Below are 23,022 nucleotides of genomic sequence, written 5' to 3'. Positions count from 1 at the left end.
CTTCCGGGGCCGCGGTGACGGCGGTCCGACCGATCTCAGTACTGGTTCGGGATCGTGGAGAGCTGGGTGATGACCCAGATGAACCACGCGGCGGCAGCGAGGCCGAGGACCGTGATGACCCAGCCGCTCACGATCGCCGCGACGGCGGTCCCGTAGCCCTGCTGACCCGGGTTGCGTCGGATCTGCCCGAGCGCGATGTGACCACAGATCGCACCGGCCGGGGCCGTGAGGAACGTGGCGAGACCGGCGAGCGAGAGGATGAGCGCGACGATCGCGAGCTGGTTCGTCGGGCGGTACGGCATGGCGTCGTACGGGTAGGCCGACTGGTAGGGCGAGCCGGCCGGCGGCCCGGCGACGGGCGCGTCCTGGGTACCGGGGCCGTAGGGGGTCGCGCCGTAGGGCTGGGACCCGTACGACGGCGCCCCGTAGGGCGACCCGGACGGGCTCGGCATGCCCGGGACCGAGGCGCCGGGCGGCGTCGTGCCCGGGGTCGTCACGCCCGGGGGCGTGTCCGAGGGCTGCGGTCCGTAGGGGTTCGGCGTCGTCATGGGTTCTCCTCGGGAGCTGCGGCCGAGGTGTCGCGGTGCGGTCGGCCGTGGGACGAGTCTGCCAGGGGTTGCGGCGGTGCGCGTCGGGAGCGGGGTGCCCGGCCCGGGCCGGGCCGTCGGTCCGGCGCGGCGTCGTTCGAGCGCTACTGCGCGGCGTCGGGTTCGGTCGTGACCGTCGGGAGCTTGCTGATCGGCGTGCACCCCTCGGGCCCGACGAGCGGGGTCTCCGGGTCGAGCGGCGTCGCGTCCGCCGACATCGCCTCGAACTTCGAGCCGACGACCACGTCGATCACCTCGTCCGACTTGGTCCCGTCGTAGAGGATCTCGTGCTCCGGGAACAGCGGGGCGATCGAGTAGGCGCTCGAGATGCCCTCGATGCCGGTGGTGATGAGCACCGTCCCGTCGTAGCTTCCGCCGGTGTAGTTCCCCTCGGTCGCCGTCGCGACGCCGGTGTCCCGCAGCGCCTGCGCCGTCGTCGCCGCCAGGCCGCCGCGGGTCGTGCCGTTGTAGACGTTGGCGGTGATGGCGGCCCAGTCGACGGGGATCGCGCCGTCCGCCGGGCAGGGGACGATCGGGCCGGTCTCGGTCTCGGCCTCCGTGTTCGTGAAGTCCGGGTCGAACGGCGCGGGGAGGATGTTGAGGAAGACGCCGAGGGCCGCCAGCACGAGCGCCCCGAGGATGACGATGAGGCTGCCGAAGATGATCGTCTGGCGCTGGAGCAGGTGCCTGCGTCGCAGGGCCTTGCGGCGCGCGGCCTCGTCGTACGTCGGGGTCGTCACGGGTGACACGGTACCTTTCGGCGTTCGGCCGGCACGTCCTGCCGGGGGAGGAGTCTCGCTCGGTCAGCCGAGCTCGAGGACGCGGGCGTGGATGATCGTCCGCTGCTGGAGCGCTGCCCGCAGCGCTCGCTGGAGGCCGTCCTCCAGGTACAGCTCGCCCCGCCAGGCCACGACGTGCGCGAACAGGTCGCCGTAGAACGTCGAGTCGTCGGTGAGCAGCCCGCGCAGGTCGAGCGTCGTGCGCACGGTGGTGAGCTGGTCGAGGCGGATCTGTCGCGGGGGCAGGTGGGCCCAGTCGCGGGTGGTCACGAGGCCGTGGTCGGGATACGGCTTTCCCTCGCCGACGGCCTTGAAGATCACGATTCGAAGCCTACCGATCGCACCTTGTCGAGCCATGGGTGCTCCGGGGCCGGGACGTGGAGATCGTGCGAAGACGCGCCGGGGCGCCCGCTTGTTTTCGGCTCGGCAATGTCTAGAGTTAGGCCACCCGATACTTGTGATGGAGAGGTGGTCGTGACGTGAGGACCAGGATCGTGACGGGAGCTGTCGGCGTCGTCGTCGGCCTTGCGCTGGCGTCGTGTGCCGGGCCGACCGGGGACGAGGCGAGCGGCGGCTCGGGTGCGTCCGGCGCGTCCGCCGCGTCCGGCGGCGACGAGCGCCCCGTCGTCCTGACGACCTTCACGGTGCTCGCCGACATCGCGGAGAACGTGGCCGGCGAGCACCTGCGCGTGGAGTCGATCACGAAGCCCGGTGCGGAGATCCACCACTACGAGCCGACGCCGTCCGACATCCGCCGGGCGGCCGAGGCCGATCTCATCCTCGACAACGGCCTCAACCTCGAGCTGTGGTTCGAGCGGTTCGTCGCCGACCTCGACGTGCCGCACGTCGTGGTCAGCGACGGCGTCGAGGTCATGAGCATCGCCGAGGACGCGTACGCCGGCCTGCCCAACCCGCACGCCTGGATGAGCCCGCTCAACGTCCGTCTCTACGCCGACACCATGGCCGAGGCGTTCGGCGAGCTCGACCCCGAGCACGCCGACGACTACGCGGCCAACGCCGAGTCGTACGGAGCGCAGCTCCAGGAGGTGCACGACGAGCTGGTGTCGGAGCTCGCCGTGCTGCCGGAGCGGCAGCGGGCGCTCGTCACCTGCGAGGGCGCGTTCTCCTACCTCGCCCGCGACGCCGGGCTGACGGAGCAGTACATCTGGGCGGTCAACGCCGAGCAGCAGGCGACGCCGCAGCAGATCGCCGCGACCATCGAGTTCGTCCGCGCCAACGACGTGCCCGCCGTGTTCTGCGAGTCGACGGTGAGCGACAAGCCGATGCAGCAGGTCGTCGAGGCCACCGACGCCGAGTTCGGCGGCGTGCTCTACGTCGACTCGCTCTCGGAGCCCGGCGGGCCCGTGCCGACCTACCTCGACCTGATCCGGCACGACGTCGACGTCATCGTCGCCGCGCTCACCGGGGACCGTGCGGGGGCCGGGTCGTGAGTGCGCCGGACCGGTCCGCGGGCGGGCTCCCGGGCGAGCCCGTCGTCCGCGTCGAGGGCGTGACGGTCAGCTACGGCGACGTCCTCGCCCTGGACCGCGCGGACCTCGTGCTCGCGGCCGGGGTCGTCTGCGGGCTCGTCGGGATGAACGGCTCGGGGAAGTCGACGCTGCTCAAGACCATCGTCGGGACGATCCGGCCGGACTCGGGCACGGTGCGGATCGGCGACGAGGACCCGGCCCGGGCTCGCCGGTCGGGCCGGGTCGCCTACGTCCCGCAGAGCGAGGCGGTCGACTGGGCGTTCCCGCTGTCGGTGCGTGACGTCGTCATGACCGGCCGGTACGGACGCCTTGGTCCGACCCGCCGGCCCCGGGCCGCCGACCGCGCCGTCGTCGAGGCCGCGCTCGACCGGGTCGGGCTGCGCGAGCTCGCGGACCGGCAGATCGGGCGGCTCTCGGGCGGGCAGCGCAAGCGGACGTTCGTCGCGCGCGGGATCGCCCAGGAGGCGTCGGTGATGCTGCTGGACGAGCCGTTCGCCGGGGTCGACAAGGTGTCCGAGGCGACGATCACCGGCCTCCTGCGGGAGCTGGCGGGGGACGGTCGCACGATCCTCGTCGCCACGCACGACCTGCACGCGCTGCCCGACCTCGCCGACGAGGCCGTCCTCCTCATGCGGCGCGTCCTCGCGCACGGCCGACCGGCCGACGTGCTCACGCCGGAGCGGCTGGCGGAGGCGTTCGGGCTCGACCCGATGGCGCGACGCGAGGGCGCGGGGGAGGCGCGATGAACGTCGTCGACCTCCTGCTGGAGCCGCTCGCGTACGAGTTCATGAGCCGCGCGCTCCTCACGGCGCTCGTCGCGTCCGTGGTGTGCGCGCTGCTGTCGTGCTGGCTCGTCCTCATCGGCTGGTCGCTCATGGGCGACGCGGTGTCGCACGCCGTGCTGCCCGGCGTCGTCATCGCCTACGCGTTCGGTCTGCCGTTCGCGCTGGGGGCGGTGGTGTTCGGGTTCCTCGCCGTCGCGCTGATCGGCGTCGTCCGCGACACGAGCAGGGTCAAGGAGGACGCGGCGATCGGGATCGTCTTCACGACGCTGTTCGCCCTCGGGCTCGTGCTGATCTCGGTGATCCCGTCGCAGACGGACCTGGCGCACATCATCTTCGGGAACCTGCTCGGCGTCTCGCGCGCGGACCTCGTCCAGGTCGTGGCGCTCGGCGCGGTCGTGCTCGTCGTCGTCCTGGTCAAGCGCCGGGACCTCACGCTGTACGCGTTCGACCCGACGCACGCGCACACGATCGGGCTCAACCCGCGGCTGCTCGGCGCGACGCTGCTGGGACTGCTGGCGCTCACGTCGGTGGTCGCGCTCCAGGCGGTCGGGGTGGTGCTCGTCGTCGCGATGCTCATCATCCCGGGCGCGACCGCGTACCTGCTCACCGACCGGTTCGGGCGGATGCTCGTCATCGCGCCGGTCGTGGCCGCAGGGTGTGCCGTCGTGGGGCTGTACGCGAGCTACTACCTCGACACGGCGTCGGGGGCCACCATCGTGCTCGCGCAGGGGGTGGTGTTCGCGCTCGTCTACCTGGTCGGCCCGCGGCGCGGCGTGCTGACGCGGTGGGTGCTCGCGCGTGCGCGGTCGTCGCGGGTCCGGCGGGCGTAGGCGGGTGATCGCCGCGGCTCGGTCGCCGAATCACGGTCGCATGTGGTGAGCTCTATCCATGGCTCCGCGAGCGACCGACCCCGGCTCCGGTCGCCGGTCGTTCTGGAGCTGCTTCACGCGTGAGTTCAGCAACCCGCTTGGGAATCTCTACGGGGACGTCGTCGGCGAGCACTACGACTACGACTCGCGGGTTCCCAACTCGCGGCAGGTGGCCGAGGGGGACGTCCTCGTGCTGAGGGACGAACGCGCCGTCTACGGGTGGGGCGTCGTGGAGCGTGTGGAGTCGTGGGCCGAGAAGAAGAACGCCGGAGCGTGCCCGCGATGCGAACTTACCTCCCGATGGACGGAGCGGCTGACGCGGCTCCCGCGCTACCGCTGTTCCAACTGCGGCGAGGAGTTTGACGAGCCGGTCCCGGTGACCGTGCCGGTCACCATGTTCGAGGCGCACTACGGATCGAGCTGGACGACGTTTGCGGCGCAGGCGCCGGTCCGTGGCTTGAAGGACGTCTATGCCTCCGCCGATCAGCAGAACGCGATCCGACGGCTCGATCCAGTTTCGGCGGTGCCCTACATCGACCTGCACCAGGGCGTGGCGACGGGGATTGCCGTTGAGATCGGCGAGCCCGGGGAGTGGAGCAGGCACGGCGGGTTCGCCGAGACGCGCACACGGGTCCGTCGGTTCCAGGACCAGTTCCGCGACAGACTGCTGACCCGGTACGGCGAGGTGTGCGCTGTCACGGGAGTGCAGCCGCGGGAGGCGCTCGACGCCGCGCACCTCTACTCTTACGCGACGCGGCCCGTGCATGAGGCGAACGGTGGCCTGCTCTTGCGTAAGGACGTGCACGGGCTGTTCGACGCCATGCTCCTGACGATCGATCCGGACTCGCTGCAGAGCCAGGTCGCACCACCGTTGGTCGAGAGGTACCCGGGCCTGGGCTGGCTGGACGGGCGAGCGCTTACCGTTCCGCGCGACCGACTGCCGCGGCTCGAACTGCTCGATGCCCACGCGGACGCCTCGCGCGAACGCTGGGCGTCCAAGGCGCTACGGGACGACCTGGCCGGTCGATCGCTGGTCGTGCGGTAGGCGCGGACGGGGACGACCGCGAGGACCCCGCGGGTCGGTCGCGTCCGTCGATCGCCGCCGCGTGGCGGTCCAGAGGCGTCGGGATGCCGGTGCGACGCCACCACGTCGGGTCCCGCGGACATCCCGTGCCCGGGGTCGAACTCGGGGAGGTGGACGGGACCGTCCGCGTCAGCGAGGGAGACGCCGAGCACGTCCTCGGCGGTGCCCGTCAGTAGGGCACTCAGGTCGTCCGCGTCGGTCGGCAACGGGGTGTGCGCGAGGCGACCGCGCAGCTTGTGCCAGAGGTAGGGGCCGCCGCGTAGTCCTCACGGGGTCGGCGGGTCGTCGAGCAGGGCACCGACCGATCCGGCCTCCGTCGACGGTGGGCAGCGGCGGAGGATCTGAGCGTGGACGCGGCGGTGCGTGGCGTCGTCGATCGTCACGATCATCACGTGGTCGACGGTGGCCGGCGTGGCCGCGATGGTGTCGACGGCGATCTCGATCGCGTCGGCGAGCGGCCAGGCGAAGATCCCGGAGCTGATGAGCGGGAAGGCGACGGTGGTGGCCCCGAGCGAGTCGGCCACGGCGAGCGAGCGGCGATAGCAGGACCGCAGGAGGGAGGGGTCCCGTTGTCCGGCCGCGTAGTTCGGGCCGACGGTGTGGACGACCCAGCGTGCGGGGAGATTGCCGGCGGTGGTCCAGCCCGCGTCACCCGTCGCGATGCCGTCCGGGAACCGGGCGATGCAGTCGCGCAGGATGGCGGGGCCGCCGGCTCGGTGGATCGCGCCGTCGACGCCGCCACCTCCCCGCATGCGGTTGCTCGCGGCGTTGACGACGACGTCGACCCTCTGATGCGTGAGGTCTCCGAGGACCGCGGTGAGTCGAGTCATGGCGGTCACAGGTCGTCGAGCTGGAGCCACGCGAGGTAGAGCAGCGGCAGCGCGAAGGACGTCGCGGCGATGCGAAGGCCGAGATCGGCCTCGTGGCCGATCCAGGTGTACACGAGGCCCGGGAAGCCGAAGCCCAGAATGACCGCAACGGCCGCAAGCACCCAGGCGATCGCGGACCACACGGGTGCCGCGTTGCGGCGTCGGAGGCGGTGTCGCGTGAGGACGAGCTGGCGGTAGGCGGCCTCGGTCAGCTCGGTTGATCCGGGCCAGTCGGCCGGCACCTCCTTGGCGAGACGCAGCAAACGCTCCGTGTACTCCAGCTGACGGTTGGTGTCGGTCCGAGCGATCAGGAAGGCGGCGACGGCGCCGATGCTCGACCCGGCGAACGCGGCGACGAGTGCCCAGTTCATGGGAAGACCGTACTGAGGTGCCCCGGGGCTACTCGGTCGCGTCGGCGAGGAGCTCGTCCAGCACCGCGATGAGTGCTGGGAGGTCGTTCCGCAGCAGCGCGAGGACACGCACGTGGTCGACGACGTCGTACTGGTGGGCGATCACGTTCCTGGTGCCGACGATCGGCCGCGCGTCGGGGACGCGGCGAAACGTTGCTGGATCGTCGCGCCGAACCCGGACGAGGGCCTCCTCGATGATCTCCAGCTGCCGTTCGGCCGCCGACTGCTTGACCCAGTCGTCGAGGTAGTCCTGGTCGGTGCCGTTGCCGAGCGCCTGTGCCTTCCGGGCGGCTTCGCGTGCGTCCCAGAGGTGAGCGGGGGTCTCAGGCCGCATACAGGTCTCGCGCGCTGCTGGTGATCGACTTGATCAGGTAGGGGTTGCGGAGATTACGGGCCTGGACGAGGTCGACGGGGCGGCCAACGATCTGCTCGAGCTCATCCTGCAGCGCGAAGAGTGCGTGGAACGTGCGCTCCGCGTTCGGTGCGAACTCGACGAGGAGGTCGACGTCGCTCCGGTCCGGGTCGAACCGGTCGGTGAGCACCGAGCCGAACAGGCTCAGACGGGCGACGTGGTGGCGCTCGCAGGCTCGTGCGATCGCGGCGAGGTCGAGGTGGATGGCGGCAGGAAACGGGGCGTGGACGTCGTTGCTCATGAGCCACCTGCCTCGCGGCGAGGTCACCCGAAGGGTCGAGCTGACCCGAGGGGCTGGGCGGAGGATGGGGGATTCGAACCCCCGAGGGCTTGCACCCAACACGCTTTCCAAGCGTGCGCCATAGGCCACTAGGCGAATCCTCCCGGCCGCACGAGGATACCCGAACCTCGCTCGATCCCCGAATCGGCGGGCGCTCGGTGGCGGTGGCGCCCGCGTGCACACCGCCGCGCGGGCCGGGTAGACTCGTTGACCGACCCCCCGTGCGGCGTCATCTCGCTGAACTCCCCCAGGACCGGAAGGTAGCAAGGGCAGGCGAGCTCTGATGGGTGTGCGGGGGGTCCTCGTCTACCCGGCGGTCCGCGGTGCCGTCCGTCCACAGCCTCGTGAGCGCCCGGCCAAAACGTCGGTGCCCCCGTCTACCCTGGGACGCGTGACCACAGCCCTGTACCGCCGGTACCGTCCGGACTCCTTCGCCGACGTCATCGGCCAGGAGCACGTGACCGATCCGCTGCGGGCTGCGCTCCGCTCCGATCGCGCCACGCACGCCTATCTCTTCTCCGGCCCCCGCGGTTGCGGCAAGACGACCTCGGCCCGCATCCTCGCCCGCTGCCTCAACTGCGCCCAGGGTCCGACCGACACCCCCTGCGGCGTCTGCGAGAGCTGCGTCGAGCTCGCGACGGGCGGCCCGGGCAGCCTCGACGTCGTCGAGATCGACGCGGCGAGCCACGGCGGCGTCGACGACGCGCGCGACCTGCGCGAGCGCGCCGTGTTCGCGCCCGCGCGCGACCGGTACAAGGTCTTCATCATCGACGAGGCCCACATGGTCACGCCGCAGGGTTTCAACGCCCTGCTCAAGCTCGTCGAGGAGCCGCCGGCCCACGTGAAGTTCGTCTTCGCGACCACCGAGCCGGACAAGGTGATCGGCACCATCCGCTCGCGCACGCACCACTACCCCTTCCGCCTCGTCCCGCCGGCCACCCTCACCGACTACCTCGCCGGTCTGTGCACGCAGGAGGGCATCGAGGTCGACGCGGGGGTGCTGCCGCTCGTCGTGCGCGCCGGGGGAGGGTCGGTCCGCGACTCCCTGTCCGTGCTCGACCAGCTCCTCGCCGGTGCCGAGGACGGACGCGTCCCCTACGCCCTCGCCGCGGCGCTGCTCGGATTCACGCCGTCCTCGCTGCTCGACGACGTCGTCTCGGCCCTCGCGGCGGGTGACGGCGCCGGGGTCTTCCGCGTGGTCGAGAACGTGGTCGAGTCGGGGCAGGACCCGCGCCGGTTCGTCGAGGACCTGCTCGACCGGCTGCGCGATCTCATCGTCATCGCCGCCAGCGGCGAGGCCGCCGACGCCGTGCTCCGCGCCCTGCCGGCGGACGAGCTGGAGCGCATGCGTCCGCAGGCCCGCGCCCTCGGGCCGCAGCGGCTGTCCGCGCTCGCCGACCTCGTCAACACCGGTCTCACCGAGATGGTCGGCGCGACCTCGCCGCGCCTCCAGCTCGAGCTGGTCCTGACGCGCGGTCTCGTCACGCTCGGGGCCTTCGGCGCCCCGGCGCCCGCCGTGTCCGTGCCGAGCGCGTCCGTGCCGAGCGCGTCTGTGCCGAGCGCGCCGGCGCCGGTCGCGTCGCCGGCTTCCGATCATGACGACGACGCGGGGCGCGCGGGCGGTGCCGGTCCCCGCCGGCCGGCGCAGGAGGGCCGGCGGCCGGAGCCCGGTCGCCCCGGTGCGCCCGCTGCCGAGGAGCCGTCGAGCGCGGCGGCATCCGGAGACCGGCGCGACGCCGGTCGCGCGGAGCCGCCCGCGTCGGAGCGACCCGGGGCACCGGCTCCCTCGCGGCAAGGTGCCGGCCGGCCGGACGACGACGGATCCCGTGGCCGGTCCACGCGGAGCGCGCCGGCCCCCGGCGCACCCGCGCCAGCCACGGACGACCCGGCCGTCGCGTCGACTCCGGCCGCTCCCGCCCCGTCCGCCCCGACGCAGGGGGCGGCCTCGGCTGCCTCGACCCAGGATCCGGCGCCGGCCACGCCGCCCGCGGCGGCGACCCCGACGGCCGACCCCGCGGCCGGTCTCGACGGCACCGAGCTGCGACGTCGCTGGCCCGAGGTCCTCGACCTCGTCGGCACGTTCAGCCGCGTCGCCTGGATGACGGTGCGGGACAACGCCCAGGTGGCCGGCATCTCGGGGGACACCCTCACGCTGCGGTTCGACCACCCCGGTCCGGCGAACGCCTTCACGGGCAGCGGCGGTCCCGACCATGTCGCCCGTGCCGTCTACGAGACGGTCGGTGCGCGGCTCGCGGTCGTCGTCGACGTCGGTGGCCCGGGTGGCGGACCAGGCGGTGGCCCGGGTGGCGGGCCAGACGCCGGCGGGCCGAGCGGCTCCGCCGGGGCCGGCGCGACCGGTGGAGGTCGGGGGCCGGGAGGCGGCTCGGCCGCGACCCGTCCCGCCGCGCGACCCGCCGATCGCGACGGCGACCCCCGGGCCGAGGCGACCGCGACCGCGGGGGAGGACGAACCGGCCTCCGCGCGGCCTGCCTCCGTGGCGTCCCCGGCCGCGTCCGACGACCTCGATCGTTCCCCGACGGTTGCGGCGGTCGCGGCGGTGGAGGAGACCGCGCCCGCGGCGCCGCGCGTCGAGCCCCGCTCGGAGGCGGTGGCGCGCGCGCTCGCCGACTGGGAGGGCACGCCGCTGCCGCCGCGGGCAGAGCCCGAGGCCGACCAGGCGAGCGGAGCGCGGAGCGACGCACCGACCCGCGGGGCCGCGGCTGGAGCCGGGCCGTCCCGAGCCGCCCGTCCCCAGCCCCGCGACGACGATCGCGGTGACGCTCATTCGACGGCTCAGCGCCGGGACGAGGACGACATCCCGCTCCCGCCGGAGCCGTCGTTCGACCACGAGCCCCCCGCGCCCTGGGAGGAATCCGACCCGTTCGAGCCCACGACGGGTGCCGCGCGCGGTGGGTCTGCCGCGAGCGGCGCCGGGGCCGGCGTCCCCGCGGCCGCCCGCGGCGGGCAGGATGCGACGGCGGCCGGTACGCCGGGTCGTCCGGCTGGTCCCGGCGGACCGGGGGCTGGCGCCGGTCGCGTCGGCGCCCAGCGGTCCGCGACCGCTCCCGCGGCGGGAGGTGCCGCCGGCGATCAGGTGGGTGCAGGCTCCGCTGCGTCCACCGGTGGTGCGGGCGGTCAGCTTCCGCCCGTCATCGACCTCGCGGCCCGGCAGCGGGCCCGCGTCGACCACGCCACCGACCACCGGACGTCGGAGCGCACCGGTGGCACCCCCTCGGCCGGGCCGGAGCCGTGGGAGGACGACGACGCGCTGGACGCCGAGATCGCGGGCTCCGTCGACGTCGCGGCCGGAGGCGCCATGATGGGCGTCGCGCTCGTCGCGAAGATGCTCGGCGGCGTCGTGATCGACGAGATCGTCGACAACCCCGCCGACGGGAGGATGGGCACGTGAGCGCTGGATACGGTGGCGTCGTCGCCGACCTCATCGCCGAGCTGGGTCGGCTGCCGGGCGTCGGCCCCAAGAGCGCCCAGCGGATCGCCTTCTACATCCTCAACTCCGACCCCGCGGACGTCTCCCGCCTCGCGAACGCGCTCCTCGAGGTCAAGGCCAAGGTGCGCTTCTGCGAGATCTGCGGGAACGTCGCCGAGGGCGAGCGATGCCGGATCTGTGAGGACCCGCGGCGCAACGAGACCCAGCTCTGCGTGGTCGAGGAGCCGAAGGACGTTGTCGCCATCGAGCGGACCCGGGAGTTCCGCGGGCGCTACCACGTGCTCGGCGGCGCCATCAACCCGATCGACGGCATCGGCCCCGACGACCTGCGGATCAGGGAGCTCATGTCGCGGCTGGCCTCCGGCGTCGTGACGGAGGTCATCCTCGCGACCGACCCGAACGTCGAGGGCGAGGCGACCGCCGCCTACCTGTCCCGGCTGCTCACCTCGATGGACGTGGCGGTGACGCGTCTGGCCTCGGGGCTGCCGGTCGGGGGCGACCTCGAGTACGCCGACGAGGTCACGCTCGGCCGCGCGTTCGAGGGTCGCGTCCGGCTCAACGCCTGAGTCGGCGTCCGCCCGCGCGGCCCGGTGCCGGCGTCGCCGGTCGCGCGCGGCCGCCGGTCGGGGCCTGGTCGCGGGTCGGCCGCCGGTTGGCCACCGGCCCGACCCGTCGGCCACCCGACCGCGCTGCTCGGCCTGAGCCGCGCTGCTCGGCCTGGACCGCGCCGAGCCCCGGCTCAGGCGATACGGGTGCCCTTGGGGAGCGTGCGCGCCGGGATCGCGAGGCGCCGCGCCGCGAACCACGTCGCCCCCGCCCCCATGAGCACGTAGACCCCGACGCCCCATGGCCAGTACGGCACCGGGTGGGCGTCCCGCGTCCACGGCATGTCGTCGCTCCAGCACTCGTTGACGTCCCCGACGCCGCCCGCGAGCGTCATCCGGACGGCGTAGCTGATCACCGACATCGGGTCGTCGCCCATCGACGAGCCGGAGCTCGGCATCCCGAGCACACCGGCGTCGGCGACGATCGTGAACGGGTTCGGCACGAGCATCCACGCCGTGTGCTCGGTGTGCGTCACCCAGCGGGACTCCTCGTGCCAGGTGCACACGTCGTCGCCGGGGTTCGCGTAGCCGTAGACCCGCACGTCCTCGTACCCGGACGACACGAACGACGACGTCAGCCCGAACGCGATCGGCGTCCCGATCGAGAGCAGCGCGACCGTGAGGTAGGTGAGGACCGCCGACCCGGACGTGCGCGCCACCAGCGCCGACATCGCCAGCGCGATCGCGCACACCACGAGCAGCACGAACGCCACCATGATCACGCCGAGCAACGCGCCGGCGATCGGTGTCCCGCCGAGGGCGAACGCCCAGAGCAGGAACGGCGTCGAGACCGCGAGGAACGCCAGCGCCGACACCCATGCCGCCGCCAGCTTGCCGAGCACGATGTCCCAGGCGGACAGCGTCGTGGCCTGGAGCACGGCGAGCGTTCCCGTCGTGCGGTCGCCGTTGATCGACGTGGCCGACAGCGTCGGCGCCACCAGCAGGCCCAGCATGAGGACGAACAGCAGCACGAGCCCGAACGAGATCCGGCCGGCCGTCTCGTCGGCGCCGCCCATCTCGCCGATCGTCATGACGATCCCGAGCGTCACGACGCCGACGATCGCCGCCCAGACGCCGAGCGCGACCTTCCACCGCGTCGAGCGCAGCCGCTGCCGCGCCTCGAGCACCGCCACCGTCCGGATGCCCCACCACGTCGGGCGCCCGCTGCGCGGGACGGGTGGCGGGACGGACGACGACGCGGGCTGCCCGGCCAGCGTCGTCGTCGGCGCGCCGACGTCCGCGGGCGGTCCGGCGGGTGGTCCGGCGGGTGACGGCTCGGGAGCCGACGGCGGGAGGGGAGGGAGCTGGGTCATCGTCGGTCCGCCTCCATCGCGAGGTATGCCTGTTCCAGCCGCCCGGCCGCCGGCGCGAGCTGGGAGATGGCGACGCCGGCCGTGATCGCGTCGCGCAGGAGGGCGGCCGCCTGGACCTCGCTCGGCAGGTCGGCGACGAAGCTGCGCCCGGTCGCGCTCGCCGCGGCCTCCGGGTCGGGGATGACGGGCAGCCCCACCGACGTCGCCCAGGCGACGAACGGCTCGGGGTCGAGCACGCGCAGCCGCCAGCGCATGACGGGTGAGGGCGGTGGCGCCGTCGAGGTGACGCCGCGCTGGATGAAGACCGCGCCGTCGACCATCTCCTCCAGCTCCGAGAGCACGTGCGAGGAGATGAGGAGCGCGGCGCCCTCGGCGGCGAGGTGACGGACGATGCCGCGCAGCTCGAGCCGCGAGCGCGGGTCGAGACCGGACGCGGGCTCGTCCAGGAGCAGGACGCGCGGCGCGTTGACCAGCGCGCGGGCCAGGCCGAGCCGCTGCTTCTGCCCCCGGGACAGCACGCGCGCCGGCGCCGCCGCGTACTCGGACAGGTGGACGAGCGCGAGCAGCTCGGCCGCCCGCGCCCGCGCGACGTCGGGGGCGACGCGGTACGCGGCGGCGAAGGTCGTGAGGATCTCCGTGCAGGTCAGGGTGTCCCACTGGCCGAACACGTCCGGCATCCAGCCGATCGCCGCGCGGGCGCGCGCTCCCTCGGTCGCCAGGGACAGGCCCTCGACGTGGATCTCGCCGGCGTCGGGGCCGAGCAGCCCGGCCAGCATGAGCATGAGGGTCGTCTTCCCGGAGCCGTTCGGCCCGACGAGGGCCGTGACCGTCCCCGGCTCGAGCGCGAAGCTCGCATCGACCACCGCCTGGACCGGGCCGAACGAGCGGCGCACGTGGCGCACCTCGATCGCCGGCGTCGCTGCTTCCATGCGCCGACCCTACGGGGACGCCGTGGTCGAAAGGTAGACTCGTTGCAACTGTTCGGAGGAAGACCGATGCGATTGACGTGGCCCCACCTTCTCCTTCTCCTGCTCGTCGTGCTGCTCCTGTTCGGCGCGACTCGGCTGCCCGACGTCGCGCGCAACCTCGGCAAGTCGATGAAGATCATGAAGAACGAGATCCGCGAGCTGCGGGACGAGCCGGTGGACGCCCCCGTCGACGCGTCGGCCACCACCCCGGTGGACGTCCCGGTCCGTCCCGAGGCCGCCGCCCCGCCCGCACCGACCGCGCCGACGCCACCGGCGTCGACGGTCGCGGGGGACGCCGACTCGACGTTCACCCCGGGGGGCAAGCCCCCGAACCTGCCCCGCTCCTGAGCGGTGGCCGACCCCCGTCCGCTCGACGCCGTCGGCGCTGACGCCGCCGCCCCGACCGCGTCGGTGACCGCCGCCGCGTCACTCCGGGCCCCGGCGACATCACCCGCGCCGGAGACCGAGGACCCGGCGGCCCCGCGCCGACGCTCACCCCGCCCCCGCCTGCGGCGTCGCAGCAACCCCGAGGGCCGGATGAGCCTCGGCGACCACCTGCGCGAGCTGCGCAACCGCGTCGTCCTGGCGGTGGTCGGCATCCTGGTCGGCGCCGCCGTCGGCTGGTTCGTCTACCCGCACGTCATCGACCTGCTGCGTCAGCCGATCGACGCGATGCAGGCCGCGGGCATCCCGGCCCGGCTCAACTTCCAGGACGTCCTCGCCGCCTTCGACACCAAGGTCCGCGTCTCCGTCTTCCTCGGCATCCTCATGACGAGCCCGTGGTGGCTCTACCAGGTCTGGGCCTTCCTCGCCCCCGGCCTCACCGGGCGGGAGAAGCGCTACGGCCTCGCCTTCGTCGGGTTCGGGGCTCCGCTGTTCCTCGCGGGCGCGTACGTCGCGTGGACCGTGCTGCCCACCGCGACGCGGATCCTCGGCGGCGCGATCCCGGACGAGGTGGAGAACCTCATCAACATGGCGAACTACGTCACGTTCGTCACGCAGTTCCTCGTCATCTTCGGGCTCGCGTTCCTCCTCCCGCTGCTCATGGTGATGCTCACGGCGGTCGGCGCCGTCCGCGCCCGGGTCTGGCTCGCGAGCTGGCGCTGGTCGGTCGTCGGGATCTTCACGTTCTCCGCGTTCGCGACCCCCTCGCCCGACGCCGTCTCCATGCTCCTCATGGCGCTCCCGCTCCTCGCGCTCTACGGGGGTGCCCTCGGCCTCTCGGTGCTGCTCGACCGTCGCCGGGCGAAGCGTCGCGATGCCGGAGCTTGAGCTCACCACGATCCTGCTGCTCGCCCTCGCGGGCCTGACGGCGGGATGGGTCGACGCGGTCGTCGGTGGCGGGGGTCTCATCCAGCTCCCCGCGCTGCTCCTGACGCCCGGCATCACCCCGCTCCAGGCCCTCGCGACGAACAAGGTCGCCTCGATCATCGGCACCAGCGTCAGCGCCACGACGTACTACCGCCGGCTCCAGCCCGACCTGACGACCGCGCTCCCCGCCGCGTTCGCCGCGCTGGTCGGCGCGTTCGGCGGGGCGGCGCTCGCGTCGCAGATCCCGGCGGCGGCGTTCCGGCCGATCATCGTCGTCGTCCTCGTCGGGGTCCTCGCGCTCGTCCTCGCCCGACCCCGGCTCGGCCGCGTCACCGAGCTGCGCTGGGAGGGCAACCGGCATCGCTGGACGGCGGCGGGCATCGGCCTGGTCATCGGCGGCTACGACGGTCTGCTCGGGCCCGGCACCGGCACGTTCCTCGTCCTCGCGCTGGTCGGCCTGCTCGGCTACGCGTTCCTCCCGGCCTCGGCGATCGCGAAGATCGTCAACCTCGCGACCAACGCCGGAGCCCTGATCTTCTTCATCCCGCACGGCGCCGTGCTCTGGCAGCTCGGCCTCGTCGTCGGCGCCGCCAACCTCGTCGGCGCCTATATCGGCGCGCGGATGGCCATCCGCAACGGGAGCGCCTTCGTCCGGGTCGTCCTCGTCGTGGTGGTCGCCGGCCTGCTGATTCGACTTGGCTACGACGTGGTTGCAGGCTGGACGTCATGACCACACCGACCCCACCGACGCGTCCCGAGCCGACCCGCCTGCGCTGGGCGGTGCTCGGGCCCGGCGTCATCGCGCGCGACTTCCTCGTCGGCCTGCGCGCGAGCAGCCGCGGGACGCTGCACGCGGTCGGCAGCCGCTCGCCGGAGCGGGCGGCGGCGTTCGCCGCCGAGAACGGTGCGCCCGTGAGCGGGACGTACGAGGAGGTGGTCGTGCACGACGACGTCGACGCCGTCTACGTCGCCACCGTGAACTCGACCCACCTCCGGCTCGTCGAGGCGTCCCTCGCGGCCGGCAAGGCCGTGCTCTGCGAGAAGCCGCTGACGCCGAGCCTGGCCGACAGCTCCGCCATGCTCGAGGCCGTCGCGAGGTCCGGCGTCCCCTTCCTCGAGGCGTTCAAGTACCGGTTCGGCCCGCTCGCCGACCGGCTGCGCGAGCTGCTGGCCGACGGCGCGATCGGGGAGGTGCACCTGGTCGACGCCGCGTTCGGCGGTCGGGACACCCGCGGCGTCGGGCGGCTCTACGACCCCGCGCTCGGTGGTGGCGCGATCCTCGACGTCGGCGCGTACCCCGCGTCGTTCGCGGTCGGCGTCGCGACGGCGTCCGGTGCCGTCGCGGCCGACCTGTCCGGGGTCGACGGCCTCGCGGCGGCGGACGCGGTGGACGTCGCCGTCCTGTCCCGGGCCGGGATCGTCGGCGAGACCGGTGTCGACCTGCACGCGAGCGTCGCGCTCGGGATCGGGTCGTTGACGGCCACGCTGCGCACCTCCGTGCGGTCCGACCTCGACGGCGCCGTGGCGATCCACGGCAGCCACGGCAGCATCGAGGTCCCGGACGTCTGGGGCAGCCGGACGGGGAGCGGCGACCGGCTCGTGCTGCGCCGCGTCGGGCGCGACGTCGAGGAGGTTCGCGTCCCCGTCGTCCAGCCGATGGCGGCGGAGGCCGACGCGGTCGCGGTCGCGCTCGCGACGGGTGCGGTCGAGGCGCCCGAGATGACGTGGGGCGAGTCGCTGTTCACGGCGCGGGTGCTCGAGGCCTGGCGCCGCGCCCTCGACTGACGCGGCGCGCCGCCGAGGACGTCGCGGCCGGTCCGGTGTCCGGCGACTGGGCGGATCGGGTCCACGTGGTGGGAAGGGCTCTAGAATCGCGGGCAGGTCGCCGCTCGAACCGTCCTCTCCTCTCTCGCTCGTCGCTCACGTCTTGGACTGCCCCGTGTCGCTCATCGTCGCCAAGTTCGGCGGATCGTCCGTCTCGGACGCCGCCAGCATCCGCCGCGTCGCCGGCCGCATCGCCCAGATGCACGCCGACGGCAACGACGTCGTCGTCGTCGTCTCGGCGATGGGGGACACGACGGACGAGCTGATCGACCTGTCCGAGGACGTGTGCGCCGGCGTCGAGCCGCCGCGGCGCGAGATGGACATCCTCCTCACGGCCGGCGAGCGCATCTCGATGGCGCTGCTGGCGATGGCGATCAACGCGCACGGGGTCAGGGCGCAGTCGTTCACCGGTCAGCAGGCCGGCGTCCTGACCGACTCCTCGCACGGTGACGCCCGGATCATCGACGTCACGCCCGGCCGGATCGCCAGGTGCCTCGGCAAGGGGAACGTGGCGATCGTCGCCGGCTTCCAGGGCGTCAACGTCGACGAGAACGACGTGACGACGCTCGGCCGCGGCGGCTCCGACACGACCGCCGTCGCCCTGGCCGCGGCGCTCGACGCCGACGTCTGCGAGATCTACACCGACGTCGACGGCGTGTTCACGGCCGACCCGCGCATCGTCCCGACCGCGCGCCGGATCCGCCAGGTCACCAGCGAGGAGATGCTGGAGCTCGCCGCGAACGGGGCCAAGATTCTCCACCTGCGCGCGGTCGAGTACGCGCGCCGCTACGGCGTCACGCTCCACGTGCGCTCGTCGTTCTCGATGAACACCGGCACCCTCGTCGTCCCCCCGTCCGAACAGGAAGAGCCCATGGAAGCCCCGATCATCTCCGGCGTCGCCCACGACCGCAGCCAGGCGAAGGTCACGTGCGTCGGGGTGCCCGACGTGCCGGGGGCGGCGGCGCGCCTGTTCGAGTCGGTCGCGGCCGCGGGCGTCAACATCGACATGATCGTGCAGAACGTGTCGGTCGCCGGCAGCGGCGAGACGGACATCTCCTTCACGCTCCCGGCCACCGACATCTCGACGGTCCGCCCGGTGCTCGACGAGCTGGCGCGCGAGCTGGGCTACACCGAGGTGCTCTACAAGGAGAACGTCGGCAAGCTCTCGCTCGTCGGCGCGGGCATGCGGTCGCACCCGGGCGTCTCCGCCAAGCTGTTCGGCGCGCTGCGCGACGCCGGCGTCAACATCGAGATGATCTCGACGTCGGAGATCCGCATCTCCGTCGTGACGGAGTCCGACGACCTGGACACCGCGGTCCGCGCGGTGCACACCGCGTTCGGGCTCGACGCGACCGAGGTCGAGGCCGTGGTCTACGGAGGGACCGGACGATGAGCGAGCACGTGAGTGACGACGCGGTGGCGGGGCTGACCGTCGCGGTCGTCGGGGCGACGGGGCAGGTCGGGCGCGTCGTGCGCACCCTGCTCGAGCAGCGCGACTTCCCGCTGGCGCGGGTCCGGTTCTTCTCGTCAGCGCGCTCCGCCGGCACGACGCTGCCGTGGAAGGGCGAGGACGTCGTGGTCGAGGACGCCGGCGCCGCGAGCGTCGAGGACCTGCGCGGCATCGACATCGCGATCTTCTCCGCGGGCGGCGCGACCTCGAAGGCCATCGCCCCCCTCTTCGCGGAGGCGGGCGCCGTCGTCGTCGACAACTCCTCCGCGTGGCGCAAGGACCCCGACGTTCCCCTCGTGGTCTCGGAGGTCAACCCGCACGCGCTGGCGGTGCGGCCCAGGGGCATCATCGCGAACCCGAACTGCACGACCATGGCGATCATGCCGGTGCTCAAGCCGCTGGCGGACGAGGCCGGCCTCGTCCGGCTCGTGGCCACGACCTACCAGGCGGTCTCGGGCTCGGGCGTCGCCGGTGTCGAGGAGCTCGCGGGCCAGGTGGAGGCCGCGCTCGACGCGCAGGCGCCGATCCGCGGCCTCGCGCTCGACGGGCGCGCCGTCGGGCTGCCCGAGCCGCGGACCTACGTCGCGCCGATCGCGTTCAACGTGGTGCCGGTGGCCGGCTCGATCGTCGACGACGGCTCCGCCGAGACCGACGAGGAGCAGAAGCTGCGCAACGAGTCGCGCAAGATCCTCGAGCTGCCCGACCTGCGCGTCGCCGGGACGTGCGTGCGTGTCCCGGTGTTCTCCGGGCACTCGATCGCGGTGCACGCCGAGTTCGAGCGGGAGATCAGTCCCGAGCGGGCGCGCGAGCTGCTGTCGGCCGCGCCGGGCGTCGAGGTCGTCGACGTGCCGACGCCGCTGGGCGCCGCCGGGAACGACCCGTCCTACGTCGGGCGCATCCGGGCCGACCAGTCGGCGCCGGAGGGGCGCGGGCTCGTGCTGTTCGTGTCGAACGACAACCTGCGCAAGGGCGCCGCGCTCAACGCCGTCCAGATCGCCGAGCTGGTCGCGGCCGAGCTCCTGGGCTGACCCCGGGGCGCGGGCGCGCGCCTGCGCTCAGGACGACGGCTCGGCGTCGCCCGCTGGCTCGGCGTCGCCCGTGGCGAGGAGCAGGAGGAACACGGACGCGGTCCACGTCATGCTGAGGTCCCGGAGCCCCTCGCCGGTGATCGCGTCGAAGTTCTCCGCCATCCCGCCCGCGGTGCACGTGGCGACGAACCGGCGCGCGACGTCGTCCGCGATGTCGCCGCGCCCGCCCCGGCGCAGGCCGTCGACGAGCAGCATCGTCGTCGGCGCCCAGATCGGCCCGCGCCAGTAGCCGTCCGGCACGTAGTGCCGGCTCGTGATCGGCTCCGTCGCGAGCCCGTGCTCCGTGAGGAAGCCGCCGTCCAGCAGCCGCTCGACGCACCGGTCGAACACGTCGGCCGGCAGCGCGTCGCCGAGCGCGAGCGGCATGAGCGTCAGCAGGCTGGCGGAGTCGATCGCGCGCTGCGACGGCGTGTCACGCGCGACGAACCGGCCCCCGACCCAGAAGTGCCGCAGCAGCAGGTCGACCGTCGCGCGCTCGCGGACGCGCCAGCCGTCGGCGTCCCCGGGACGGCCCACGCGGTCGGCGATGCGCGCGAGGGTCGACATCTGCAGCGCGAGGAACGCGAGCAGGTCGGGGCTCTGCACCGGGACCCCGCCGGCGAAGACGGTCGAGTTGTCCCACCCGGAGTCGTTGCCGTGGTTGTAGGACGGCACGCCGTCCGCGCCGTACACGCGGTGCGCGAACCACCAGTCCGTCCACCGGGCGAGCGGCTCGTACAGTCCGGCGACGGCCTCGTCCGTGAGCCCGCCGCGGTCCATCAGGAACCCGACCGACCAGCCGTGGATCGGTGGCTTGACGAAGTTCGGCTCGATGCCAGCGTCGTTCACGTAGTCCGGGAGACCGCCCTCGGCGTCCTGGTGGTCGAACAGGGTGAGGAGCTGGTCGGCCGCGGCGTCGGGGTCGCGCCAGAGCGCCATCGCGTTGAAGCAGTGGTCCCACGCCCACACGTTCGTCATCCGGTTCTTCGACATCAGCATCGACTCCCGCCGCAGCGCTCCGCCGGGCGGGACCAGGGCGGCCCACGTGACGAACGCGGCCAGCCGGGCCGCCGAGCGCACCGCCGGGTCCCCGTCGCGGTGACCGTGCCGCGCGGACCAGGCCGCGTACTCGGCGTCCGCCTCGGCCGCGACCGCATCGATCGACGCCGGCTCGAACGGCGCGGCGCTGATGCCGAACTCGTCGATCGTCACGACGACCGGCCGGGACGTCGCGTCCAGGACGAGCCGGGCCGAGGCGTCCTTGACCCCGTCCCACCCCGTCTCGAGCCGCGCGGACCCGGTGACGGCGAGCCGATAGTTGCGGTTCGCTCCGCTCGCGACGAAGCGCCACACGTCCGCGCGCTCCCGCAGCACGACGTCGTACTGCGAGCCCACCTGCAGGTCGAGCACGGCCGAGCCGCCGGTGACGCGGACGAGCGCGCGGCCGCTGCCGGCCAGCGCGAGCTCCACCTCGGTCCCACCGCTGCGCAGCGACAGCAGCCCCGGCCGCGCCACGGCGGCCGGCGCCGCGTCCCCGTCGACGAGGATCCGGACGAGGTCGCGCTCGCGCACGTTGCCGCGCACGGTCCGCAGGAACACGCCGTCGGCCAGCCGGGACACCGCCAGGTAGGACCCGCGACGGCTGAACGGGGTGGACGCGAGGTCGAGGTCGAGCCGCGTGGTCACGAGGCGGCCCCGTCGAGGACGACGGCCCCGCCGGCCGCGATCTCGACGACGCGCTCGGGCGCACCCGGATGCAGGGCGCTCAGGTCGACGCGGAAGGTCCGGGGCGAGCCGGCGAGGTTCTCGAGCGTGAAGCCGTCGGCCGCGTGGGTGTACCGCACCCCGAACGCGCCCAGCTCCACCGTCCCGACCTCGGTCAGCCGCGGGGCGATCACGAGGTCGACGTCCAGCGCGGGGCGGATGCCGAGGTAGTCGTGCACGAGCACCCACGAGTACACGCACGGGTACTCGTAGTAGTGCGCCGCGCCGTGCCAGGGGGAGCCGTCGACGTAGTACACGTGGTCCATGTCGTACCGCTCGCCCATGACGTAGCCGTCGGCGGCCCCCTGCGCCGCCACCCGGTCGAGCTGGTCCCGCAGCATCCGTCCGTCGCGCCGGTGCCACCAGTAGGCCGCGTCCCAGCACCAGTACCGCCCGGCCGCGCACAGGTCGTACGGGCCGCCGTCGCCGATCTCGCTGTCGGTGTAGTCCGCGATCCGCGCCGAGAGGAACGTCGGGAACCGCTGGAACTCGGCCAGCTCCCGCTGCACGAGCGCCTCGACGGCGCGCTCCTGCTCGGCGTCGGCGGCGCCCGCGAGCACCGGCAGCACGTTGGCGAGCAGGTGGATGTGGTCGTGCACCCGCCCCGAGCGATCGACCCAGTCGACGAAGCGCAGCTCGTCGGCGTCCCACCACCCCGACGGGAGGGGGTCGCGCAGGGACGCGGCCAGGCGATCCCGGAGGGCTCGGTAGGCGACGGCCCGGTCGTCGCGGTGGAGCAGGTCCTCGAGCTCGGCGAGCAGTCCGTAGGAGCGGACCGCGAGGGCCTGCGCCATGGTCTCGCGGCCGTCCTTGATGACCTGGTCCTCGTAGTAGACGTCGCCCCACAGCCGTCCGCCGGCATCGATGTACTCCTCGATCCCGGACGCCGCGCCCTCGACGTCGTGGATCCGCGCGGCCAGCCACGCGACGTCCTTCGTGCGCGCGACGTACAGCCAGATCGACTCGAGCACCTCGATGTTGCCCGTGACGAGGAACATCACGGCGTTCTCGCGCCCGTCCATGCTGTTGCGGCGCACGTGGTACTCGCGGGTGCCGTCGGGCTGCACGGCGCAGGGGTCGCGCCACAGCCCCGTCGGGTCCTCGCGCATCATCCGGAGCTGCAGCTCGATCATGCGCCGCACGACGTCCAGGTCGAGCCGGCTGCCCCAGGCGAGCCGGCCCTTGATCTGGAACTCGTGGTCGACGTCCGGGTAGGTGCCGAGGTAGGTGCTCGCGAGCGTGGAGGCGACGTAGCCGTCGGCGTCCGGGTAGTCCTTCGCCGCGGTGCGCTCGATGACGCTCGGCAGCATCGTGCCCCAGTAGAAGCCGGCGAAGGCGTCGGCGAGCAGCTCCCCGCCGGGGAGGTCGAGGAGGAACGGTGCCCCCGTGACGTCCGCGTGCGGGCGCGGACGGTGCGCGGTCCGCGTCGGCGGGCCATCGGTCTCCACGCGCCAGCCCGTCCCGGTGCGGCGGGCGACGATCGCGCCGTCGGCCTCGACGAGCCAGGCCGGCTCGCTCGACGTCGGCGACTCCGGCAGGAACCAGCATCGCCCGCGCCCGACGAGCTCGCCGTGGTCGGCGTCCGACGGCAGGACGAACAGCTCCTCGTCCCCGTCGAGCATGAACGCGGGGCCGGGCGGCAGGTCGAGGGTGGATCGTGTGTCAGGCATCGGCGGGGTCACTTCCTCGTAACGTCGTGCGACGGTC

General features: G+C 73.4%; 23 protein-coding genes, 1 tRNA gene and 1 other RNA gene. 13 read left to right on the top strand and 12 right to left on the bottom strand.

From position 1 onward, the window contains the following. Positions 1 to 35: 35 nt before the first annotated feature. The 3 genes from EDD28_RS04135 to EDD28_RS04125 form a co-directional block, all read right to left on the bottom strand. Entirely contained in the window at positions 36 to 548 is a 513-nt protein-coding gene (locus tag EDD28_RS04135; protein ID WP_211339107.1) for a DUF4190 domain-containing protein, read from the bottom strand. A 143-nt stretch (positions 549 to 691) separates the two neighbouring features. Beyond that, a complete protein-coding gene (locus EDD28_RS04130; protein WP_170169347.1) occupies positions 692 to 1,327 on the bottom strand; it encodes a LytR C-terminal domain-containing protein in 636 nt (211 codons plus the stop codon). 63 nt (positions 1,328 to 1,390) lie between these two features. Further along, positions 1,391 to 1,687 carry a type II toxin-antitoxin system VapB family antitoxin gene (locus tag EDD28_RS04125; protein ID WP_123738461.1) on the bottom strand — a complete coding sequence of 99 codons (297 nt, stop codon included), beginning with the start codon at positions 1,685 to 1,687 and terminating at the stop codon, positions 1,391 to 1,393. A 170-nt stretch (positions 1,688 to 1,857) separates the two neighbouring features. Here EDD28_RS04125 and EDD28_RS04120 point away from each other — a divergent pair, with 170 nt between their 5' ends. Genes EDD28_RS04120 through EDD28_RS04105 form a run of 4 tightly spaced genes read left to right on the top strand, consistent with a single transcriptional unit; the run spans position 1,858 to position 5,555 of the window. Further along, the gene (locus tag EDD28_RS04120; RefSeq protein WP_425469976.1) at positions 1,858 to 2,817 is read left to right on the top strand and encodes a metal ABC transporter substrate-binding protein; all 960 of its coding nucleotides are present in this window, start codon (positions 1,858 to 1,860) and stop codon (positions 2,815 to 2,817) included. After that, entirely contained in the window at positions 2,814 to 3,602 is a 789-nt protein-coding gene (locus EDD28_RS04115; protein WP_123738459.1) for a metal ABC transporter ATP-binding protein, read from the top strand. The genes EDD28_RS04120 and EDD28_RS04115 overlap by 4 nt, the downstream gene beginning before the upstream one ends. Further along, entirely contained in the window at positions 3,599 to 4,471 is an 873-nt protein-coding gene (locus EDD28_RS04110; protein WP_123738458.1) for a metal ABC transporter permease, read from the top strand. Before EDD28_RS04115 ends, EDD28_RS04110 begins: the two co-directional genes overlap by 4 nt. Positions 4,472 to 4,529: 58 nt before the next feature. After that, positions 4,530 to 5,555: an HNH endonuclease gene (locus tag EDD28_RS04105; RefSeq protein WP_123738457.1), complete on the top strand. Its 1,026-nt coding sequence runs from the start codon at positions 4,530 to 4,532 to the stop codon at positions 5,553 to 5,555. Positions 5,556 to 5,860: 305 nt separating this feature from the next. Here the strand turns inward: EDD28_RS04105 and EDD28_RS04100 are convergent, their stop codons facing one another. The 5 genes from EDD28_RS04100 to EDD28_RS04080 form a co-directional block, all read right to left on the bottom strand. Beyond that, positions 5,861 to 6,424: a macro domain-containing protein gene (locus tag EDD28_RS04100; protein WP_123739914.1), complete on the bottom strand. Its 564-nt coding sequence runs from the start codon at positions 6,422 to 6,424 to the stop codon at positions 5,861 to 5,863. Between the two features lie 5 nt (positions 6,425 to 6,429). Beyond that, a complete protein-coding gene (locus EDD28_RS04095; RefSeq protein WP_123738456.1) occupies positions 6,430 to 6,834 on the bottom strand; it encodes a hypothetical protein in 405 nt (134 codons plus the stop codon). Positions 6,835 to 6,862: 28 nt separating this feature from the next. Further along, positions 6,863 to 7,207, bottom strand: coding sequence for a HepT-like ribonuclease domain-containing protein (locus EDD28_RS04090; RefSeq protein WP_123738455.1), 345 nt, complete (start codon positions 7,205 to 7,207; stop codon positions 6,863 to 6,865). Beyond that, positions 7,197 to 7,526, bottom strand: coding sequence for a nucleotidyltransferase family protein (locus EDD28_RS04085; protein WP_123738454.1), 330 nt, complete (start codon positions 7,524 to 7,526; stop codon positions 7,197 to 7,199). The genes EDD28_RS04090 and EDD28_RS04085 overlap by 11 nt, the downstream gene beginning before the upstream one ends. Positions 7,527 to 7,584: 58 nt before the next feature. Further along, positions 7,585 to 7,669: transfer RNA gene (locus EDD28_RS04080), tRNA-Ser, on the bottom strand. Between the two features lie 106 nt (positions 7,670 to 7,775). Between EDD28_RS04080 and ffs the strand changes: the two genes are divergently transcribed. From ffs to recR, 3 genes are all read left to right on the top strand, one after another. Continuing rightward, an RNA gene (gene ffs, locus EDD28_RS04075) (signal recognition particle sRNA small type) lies at positions 7,776 to 7,872 on the top strand. An 84-nt stretch (positions 7,873 to 7,956) separates the two neighbouring features. After that, positions 7,957 to 10,974, top strand: a complete 3,018-nt coding sequence (locus EDD28_RS18045; protein ID WP_123738453.1) for a DNA polymerase III subunit gamma and tau — start codon at positions 7,957 to 7,959, stop codon at positions 10,972 to 10,974. Then, positions 10,971 to 11,579 (top strand): recombination mediator RecR, encoded by a 609-nt coding sequence (recR, locus tag EDD28_RS04065; protein ID WP_123738452.1) that lies wholly within the window; start codon positions 10,971 to 10,973, stop codon positions 11,577 to 11,579. Before EDD28_RS18045 ends, recR begins: the two co-directional genes overlap by 4 nt. Before the next feature lie 173 nt (positions 11,580 to 11,752). On the opposite strand, the gene EDD28_RS04060 is transcribed toward recR, so the two are convergent. Both EDD28_RS04060 and EDD28_RS04055 read right to left on the bottom strand, forming a co-directional pair. Next, positions 11,753 to 12,931: an ABC transporter permease gene (locus EDD28_RS04060; RefSeq protein ID WP_123738451.1), complete on the bottom strand. Its 1,179-nt coding sequence runs from the start codon at positions 12,929 to 12,931 to the stop codon at positions 11,753 to 11,755. Further along, a complete protein-coding gene (locus EDD28_RS04055) occupies positions 12,928 to 13,860 on the bottom strand; it encodes an ABC transporter ATP-binding protein (RefSeq protein WP_123738450.1) in 933 nt (310 codons plus the stop codon). Before EDD28_RS04055 ends, EDD28_RS04060 begins: the two co-directional genes overlap by 4 nt. 66 nt (positions 13,861 to 13,926) lie before the next feature. Between EDD28_RS04055 and tatA the strand changes: the two genes are divergently transcribed. The 6 genes from tatA (at position 13,927) to EDD28_RS04025 (ending at position 19,512) form a co-directional block, all read left to right on the top strand. Next, positions 13,927 to 14,247 carry a twin-arginine translocase TatA/TatE family subunit gene (tatA, locus tag EDD28_RS04050; protein ID WP_123738449.1) on the top strand — a complete coding sequence of 107 codons (321 nt, stop codon included), beginning with the start codon at positions 13,927 to 13,929 and terminating at the stop codon, positions 14,245 to 14,247. A gap of 189 nt (positions 14,248 to 14,436) precedes the next feature. Further along, on the top strand, positions 14,437 to 15,171 hold the full coding sequence (gene tatC, locus EDD28_RS04045) for a twin-arginine translocase subunit TatC (RefSeq protein ID WP_123739913.1): 735 nt from the start codon (positions 14,437 to 14,439) through the stop codon (positions 15,169 to 15,171). Next, a complete protein-coding gene (locus EDD28_RS04040) occupies positions 15,158 to 15,940 on the top strand; it encodes a sulfite exporter TauE/SafE family protein (protein WP_123738448.1) in 783 nt (260 codons plus the stop codon). Before tatC ends, EDD28_RS04040 begins: the two co-directional genes overlap by 14 nt. Then, positions 15,937 to 16,995 (top strand): Gfo/Idh/MocA family protein, encoded by a 1,059-nt coding sequence (locus tag EDD28_RS04035; RefSeq protein ID WP_123738447.1) that lies wholly within the window; start codon positions 15,937 to 15,939, stop codon positions 16,993 to 16,995. Before EDD28_RS04040 ends, EDD28_RS04035 begins: the two co-directional genes overlap by 4 nt. Positions 16,996 to 17,149: 154 nt before the next feature. Continuing rightward, positions 17,150 to 18,427 (top strand): aspartate kinase, encoded by a 1,278-nt coding sequence (locus EDD28_RS04030; RefSeq protein ID WP_123738446.1) that lies wholly within the window; start codon positions 17,150 to 17,152, stop codon positions 18,425 to 18,427. Further along, the gene (locus tag EDD28_RS04025; RefSeq protein WP_123738445.1) at positions 18,424 to 19,512 is read left to right on the top strand and encodes an aspartate-semialdehyde dehydrogenase; all 1,089 of its coding nucleotides are present in this window, start codon (positions 18,424 to 18,426) and stop codon (positions 19,510 to 19,512) included. Before EDD28_RS04030 ends, EDD28_RS04025 begins: the two co-directional genes overlap by 4 nt. Positions 19,513 to 19,539: 27 nt before the next feature. Here the strand turns inward: EDD28_RS04025 and EDD28_RS04020 are convergent, their stop codons facing one another. Next, positions 19,540 to 21,237 (bottom strand): amylo-alpha-1,6-glucosidase, encoded by a 1,698-nt coding sequence (locus EDD28_RS04020; protein WP_123738444.1) that lies wholly within the window; start codon positions 21,235 to 21,237, stop codon positions 19,540 to 19,542. Continuing rightward, a complete protein-coding gene (locus EDD28_RS04015) occupies positions 21,234 to 22,985 on the bottom strand; it encodes a glucosidase family protein (protein ID WP_123738443.1) in 1,752 nt (583 codons plus the stop codon). The genes EDD28_RS04020 and EDD28_RS04015 overlap by 4 nt, the downstream gene beginning before the upstream one ends. Positions 22,986 to 23,022: the final 37 nt, after the last annotated feature.

The sequence above is a fragment of the Salana multivorans genome (assembly GCF_003751805.1).
Lineage (GTDB): Bacteria > Actinomycetota > Actinomycetes > Actinomycetales > Beutenbergiaceae > Salana > Salana multivorans.
The sequence above is the reverse complement of the archived record's forward strand: the minus strand, read 5'-3'. Positions and strand labels throughout refer to the sequence as shown.